The following is a 3,678-nucleotide window of genomic DNA, read 5'->3' as shown; positions in this document are numbered from 1 at the left end:
TCGAAGTGTTCTCTCCTACCTGACGAAGCCATTGACGGACCAGATCGCGAAGGCCTGGCGGGAGCGCTGAGGCGGAGCGACGGTTCCGAGGCGAGGGCAAGCCCTGCCTCGAAGCCTTGCCTCAAGACCCCGAATGCTGATATGGCGACCGCCTTTCCGCGATTGCGTCGTCCGCCATCGCCGGGGTGCTCCCGCGGCGTCCCGTATCCGTGACCCCTTTTCGACAGGCGGCCTTAACCGGGCCGACGTGAGACCGATGAAGATTCGCAACTCCCTCAAGTCCCTGCGCGGCCGCCACCGCGACAACCAGATCGTCCGCCGCAAGGGCCGGGTCTACGTGATCAACAAGACCCAGAAGCGCTTCAAGGCCCGCCAGGGCTGAGCCTGCGCTCAAGACGCGGCAAGCGGGCACGTTGACGACGGCCGGCGGGGCGGGGAAGCTCCCGCCCATGGCTGCTCCGCGTCCGCTCCGGTCCCTCGCCCTCGCGGCCCTCGCCGCGCTCCTGTCGACGACGGCGCAGGCGCGGCCCGCGCCGGGGGCCGCTGCGCCGCAGAAGGCGCAGGCGCCCGTCACGCTGGACGAACTCTACGCGCGCCTCAAGGCGGCGGAGGACGATGCTGAAGCCAAGGGTATCGCCAAGCTGATCGAGCGCCGTCAGGACCGATCCGGCAGCGCGACCGTCGACCTCCTCACCGAGCGTGCCCGCCAGGCGATGAGCGGCGGCGACCTGCCCCTCGCCATCGAGCTCATGGACCGCGCGACGACCCTGGAGCCCGACTGGTCGGAGGGCTGGAACCGGCGGGCCTCCGTGTTCTGGCGGCTGCAGGACCATGCCAGCGCCATCGCCGACCTCAAGCGCACCCTCGTCCTCGAACCGCGCCACTTCGAGGCCTGGGCCGCCCTGGGCCGGATCTACCAATCGATGGATGACAAGCCCCGGGCGCTCGAGGCCTTCCGCCGCGCCGCGGCGCTCTACCCGCGCATGGACAACCTCCAATCCGCGATCAACCGGATCGCGCCGGACGTCGACGGCCGCGACCTCTAGCGCATGCTGATCCTGCGCTGGCTCGGCCTCGTCGCGGCGGGCCTCTTCGGCCTGGTGGCCATCCTCCTGGGTGCGGCCGCATTGGCGACCCTGGTGATCAGCCTGCGCGTCGCTGCGCGCTTTCCGGCCGAGGGCCCCTTCGTCGCCGTCGGCGGCGGGCGGCTGGCCTATCTCGAGGCGGGCCCGCGGGAAGCGCCGCGCGGGACGGTGGTGCTCCTGCACGGGGCCTCGGCCAATTCCGCCGACCCGATGGAAGGCGTCGGCCGGCGCCTCGCCGCGCAAGGGTTCCGGGTCCTCGCCTTCGACCGGCCGGGCTTCGGCTGGAGCGACCGCCTGACCGGCGCCGCGATGGCCTCGCCGGGGCCGCAGGGCGAGGCGATCGCAGAGGCGCTGGAGCGGCTCGGGGTCGGGCCGGCGATCGTACTCGGGCATTCCTGGGCCGGGGCGCTGGCGGCCCGCATCGCGCTCGACCATCCGCAGCGCGTCTCCGGCCTCGTCCTCGTCTCGCCGGCCGCCCTGCCCTTCCCGGCCGAGCGGGTGCTGCCCTGGTACTGGCGCCTCGCCGTCTCGCCCCCCGTGACCTGGCTGCTGACCCGGACGGTGGCGCCGGTGATCGGCCTCTACTACCTGCCCCGGGCGGGACGGGCGGTGTTCGCGCCCCAGGAGCCGGTGCCCGACTACGTCGAGCGCAGCCGCGCCGCCCTGGTGCTGCGGCCGGGCACGGCGCTGGCCAACATCCAGGACCTCGTCGGCCTCGGCCCCGCGCTGAAGGAGCAGGCCCCGCGCTATCCGGGCCTGCGCGTGCCCACGACCGTCGTCGCGGGCGAGGCCGACCCGATCGTTCGCACGGCCTCCCAGGCCGCGCCGCTCGCCGCGATGATCCCCGGCGCCCGGCTGGTGGTCCTGCCCGGCATCGGCCACATGGTGCAGTACGTGGCCGCCGAGGCGGTGGCCGCGGAGGTCGGCGCGCTGGCCGACCGGATCGCGGCCCCCGCCACGAACGGCCGCTGAGCCGGGCCTTCGCGTCAGGCCTTGGCCGCGTGCTCGCGCGTCACGAAGGCGATGCGCACGAGGTTCGTCGCGCCCGGCGTCCCGAAGGGCACGCCCGCCACCACGATGATCCGGTCGCCAACCTCGGCGAAGCGCTCGCGCACCGCGAACTTGCCGGCGCGGAAGGCCATGTCGTCGACGTCGCTGGCGTCGTTCGTGACGATGGGGTGGGTGCCCCAGACCATCGCCAGGCGCCGCGCGGTCTCGCGGCGGGGGGTCAGCGCGATGACGGTGGCGTTGGGCCGCGAGCGCGCCAGGCGCAGGGCCGTCGAGCCGGAGCTCGTCCAGGCCATGATGCAGGTGAGGCCGAGCGCGTCGACCATCTGGTGGGCGGCGGCCGCGATGGCGTCGGAGGCGGTGGCGTCCGGCTCCGAGCGCTGCGCGGTGAGGATCGTCCAGTAGAGGGCGTCCTTCTCCACCTGCTCGGCGATGCGGCTCATCATGGAGATGGCCTCGATCGGGAAGCCGCCCGACGCGCTCTCGGCCGAGAGCATCACCGCGTCGGCGCCCTCGTAGACGGCGGTGGCGACGTCGGAGACCTCGGCCCGGGTCGGGACGGGGGCGGTGATCATCGATTCGAGCATCTGCGTCGCGACGACGACGGGCTTGCCCTGGCGGCGGGCGCCGCGGGTGATCCGCTTCTGGACGCCGGGCACCTGCTCGAGGGGCATCTCGACGCCGAGGTCGCCGCGGGCGACCATGATCCCGTCCGAGATCTCGATGATCTCGTCGAGCCGGCTCAGCGCCTGCGGCTTCTCGATCTTGGCCATCACGAGCGCGCGCCCGGCGCAGATCTTCTTGACCTCGGCCATGTCCTCGGGCCGCTGCACGAAGGAGACGGCGATCCAGTCGGCGCCGGCATTGAGGCCGGCCTCGAGGTCGCCGCGGTCCTTCTCCGTCATCGCCGCGACGGGGATGACGGTGTTGGGCAGCGAGACGCCCTTGCGGTTGGAGATGCGGCCGCCGACCTCGACCCGCGTCACGGCCCGGCCCTCGCCGACCTCGGTCACGGTGAGGCGCAGCTTGCCGTCGTCGATGATGATGGTGTGGCCGGGCTCCAGCGCCTGGAGGATCTCGGGGTGAGGCAGGAAGACCCGCGCCGCGTCGCCGGGCGTCGGGTCGCTGTCGAGGACGAAGGTCGCGCCGTTCCCGATCTGCGCCGCGCCCTCGGCGAAGGCCCCCAGCCGCAGCTTCGGCCCCTGCAGGTCGACGAGGATCGCGATGGGGCGCTTGGCCTCGCGCTCGATGGTGCGGATGACCTCGATCTTCTCCGGCAGCTTCTCCCGCGGCAGGTGGCTCATGTTGAGGCGAAAGACGTCGGCGCCGGCGTGGAACAGCTTCGCGATCATCTCCGGGCTGTCGGAGGCGGGCCCGAGGGTCGCGATGATCTTCGTGCGGCGTGAGCGCTTCAACCCGGCCTCCCTGGCGATTCGGAACGCCCTTCCGGTCCAGCCGGCCGAACCAGGGCGAGCGGCCAAGAGCACCGGTGACCGCGTCGCGTCAAGCTGTCCGCGAAGCGGGAGGCCATCGCGGCGCTGCATGGCGGCGGCGTGTCGGTGCCGGGCACGCGTCATCGGCTCCG

The 3,678-nt window shown here is 73.0% G+C and carries 4 protein-coding genes; 3 read left to right on the top strand and 1 reads right to left on the bottom strand.

Going from position 1 to position 3,678, the window contains the following annotated elements:
- Positions 1 to 256: 256 nt before the first annotated feature.
- The 3 genes from ykgO to MFF55_RS23945 all read left to right on the top strand — a co-directional run bounded on the left by ykgO (position 257) and on the right by MFF55_RS23945 (position 2,057).
- Positions 257 to 382 (top strand): type B 50S ribosomal protein L36, encoded by a 126-nt coding sequence (gene ykgO / locus MFF55_RS23955; RefSeq protein WP_056222898.1) that lies wholly within the window; start codon positions 257 to 259, stop codon positions 380 to 382.
- 67 nt (positions 383 to 449) lie between these two features.
- Entirely contained in the window at positions 450 to 1,046 is a 597-nt protein-coding gene (locus MFF55_RS23950; RefSeq protein WP_238246628.1) for a tetratricopeptide repeat protein, read from the top strand.
- A 3-nt stretch (positions 1,047 to 1,049) separates the two neighbouring features.
- Positions 1,050 to 2,057, top strand: a complete 1,008-nt coding sequence (locus tag MFF55_RS23945; RefSeq protein WP_238246627.1) for an alpha/beta fold hydrolase — start codon at positions 1,050 to 1,052, stop codon at positions 2,055 to 2,057.
- Between the two features lie 14 nt (positions 2,058 to 2,071).
- On the opposite strand, the gene pyk is transcribed toward MFF55_RS23945, so the two are convergent.
- Positions 2,072 to 3,508 carry a pyruvate kinase gene (gene pyk / locus MFF55_RS23940; RefSeq protein WP_238246626.1) on the bottom strand — a complete coding sequence of 479 codons (1,437 nt, stop codon included), beginning with the start codon at positions 3,506 to 3,508 and terminating at the stop codon, positions 2,072 to 2,074.
- Positions 3,509 to 3,678: the final 170 nt, after the last annotated feature.

The sequence above is a fragment of the Methylobacterium iners genome (assembly GCF_022179305.1).
Taxonomy (GTDB): Bacteria; Pseudomonadota; Alphaproteobacteria; order Rhizobiales; family Beijerinckiaceae; genus Methylobacterium; species Methylobacterium iners.
This window is presented reverse-complemented; position numbering and strand designations above follow the sequence as displayed.

What these genes read in the sequence shown, in the direction of transcription:
- ykgO (WP_056222898.1), top strand. Translation starts at nt 257, where the DNA reads ATGAAGATTCGCAACTCCCTCAAGTCCCTGCGCGGCCGCCACCGCGAC.
- MFF55_RS23950 (WP_238246628.1), top strand. Translation starts at nt 450, where the DNA reads ATGGCTGCTCCGCGTCCGCTCCGGTCCCTCGCCCTCGCGGCCCTCGCC.
- MFF55_RS23945 (WP_238246627.1), top strand. Translation starts at nt 1,050, where the DNA reads ATGCTGATCCTGCGCTGGCTCGGCCTCGTCGCGGCGGGCCTCTTCGGC.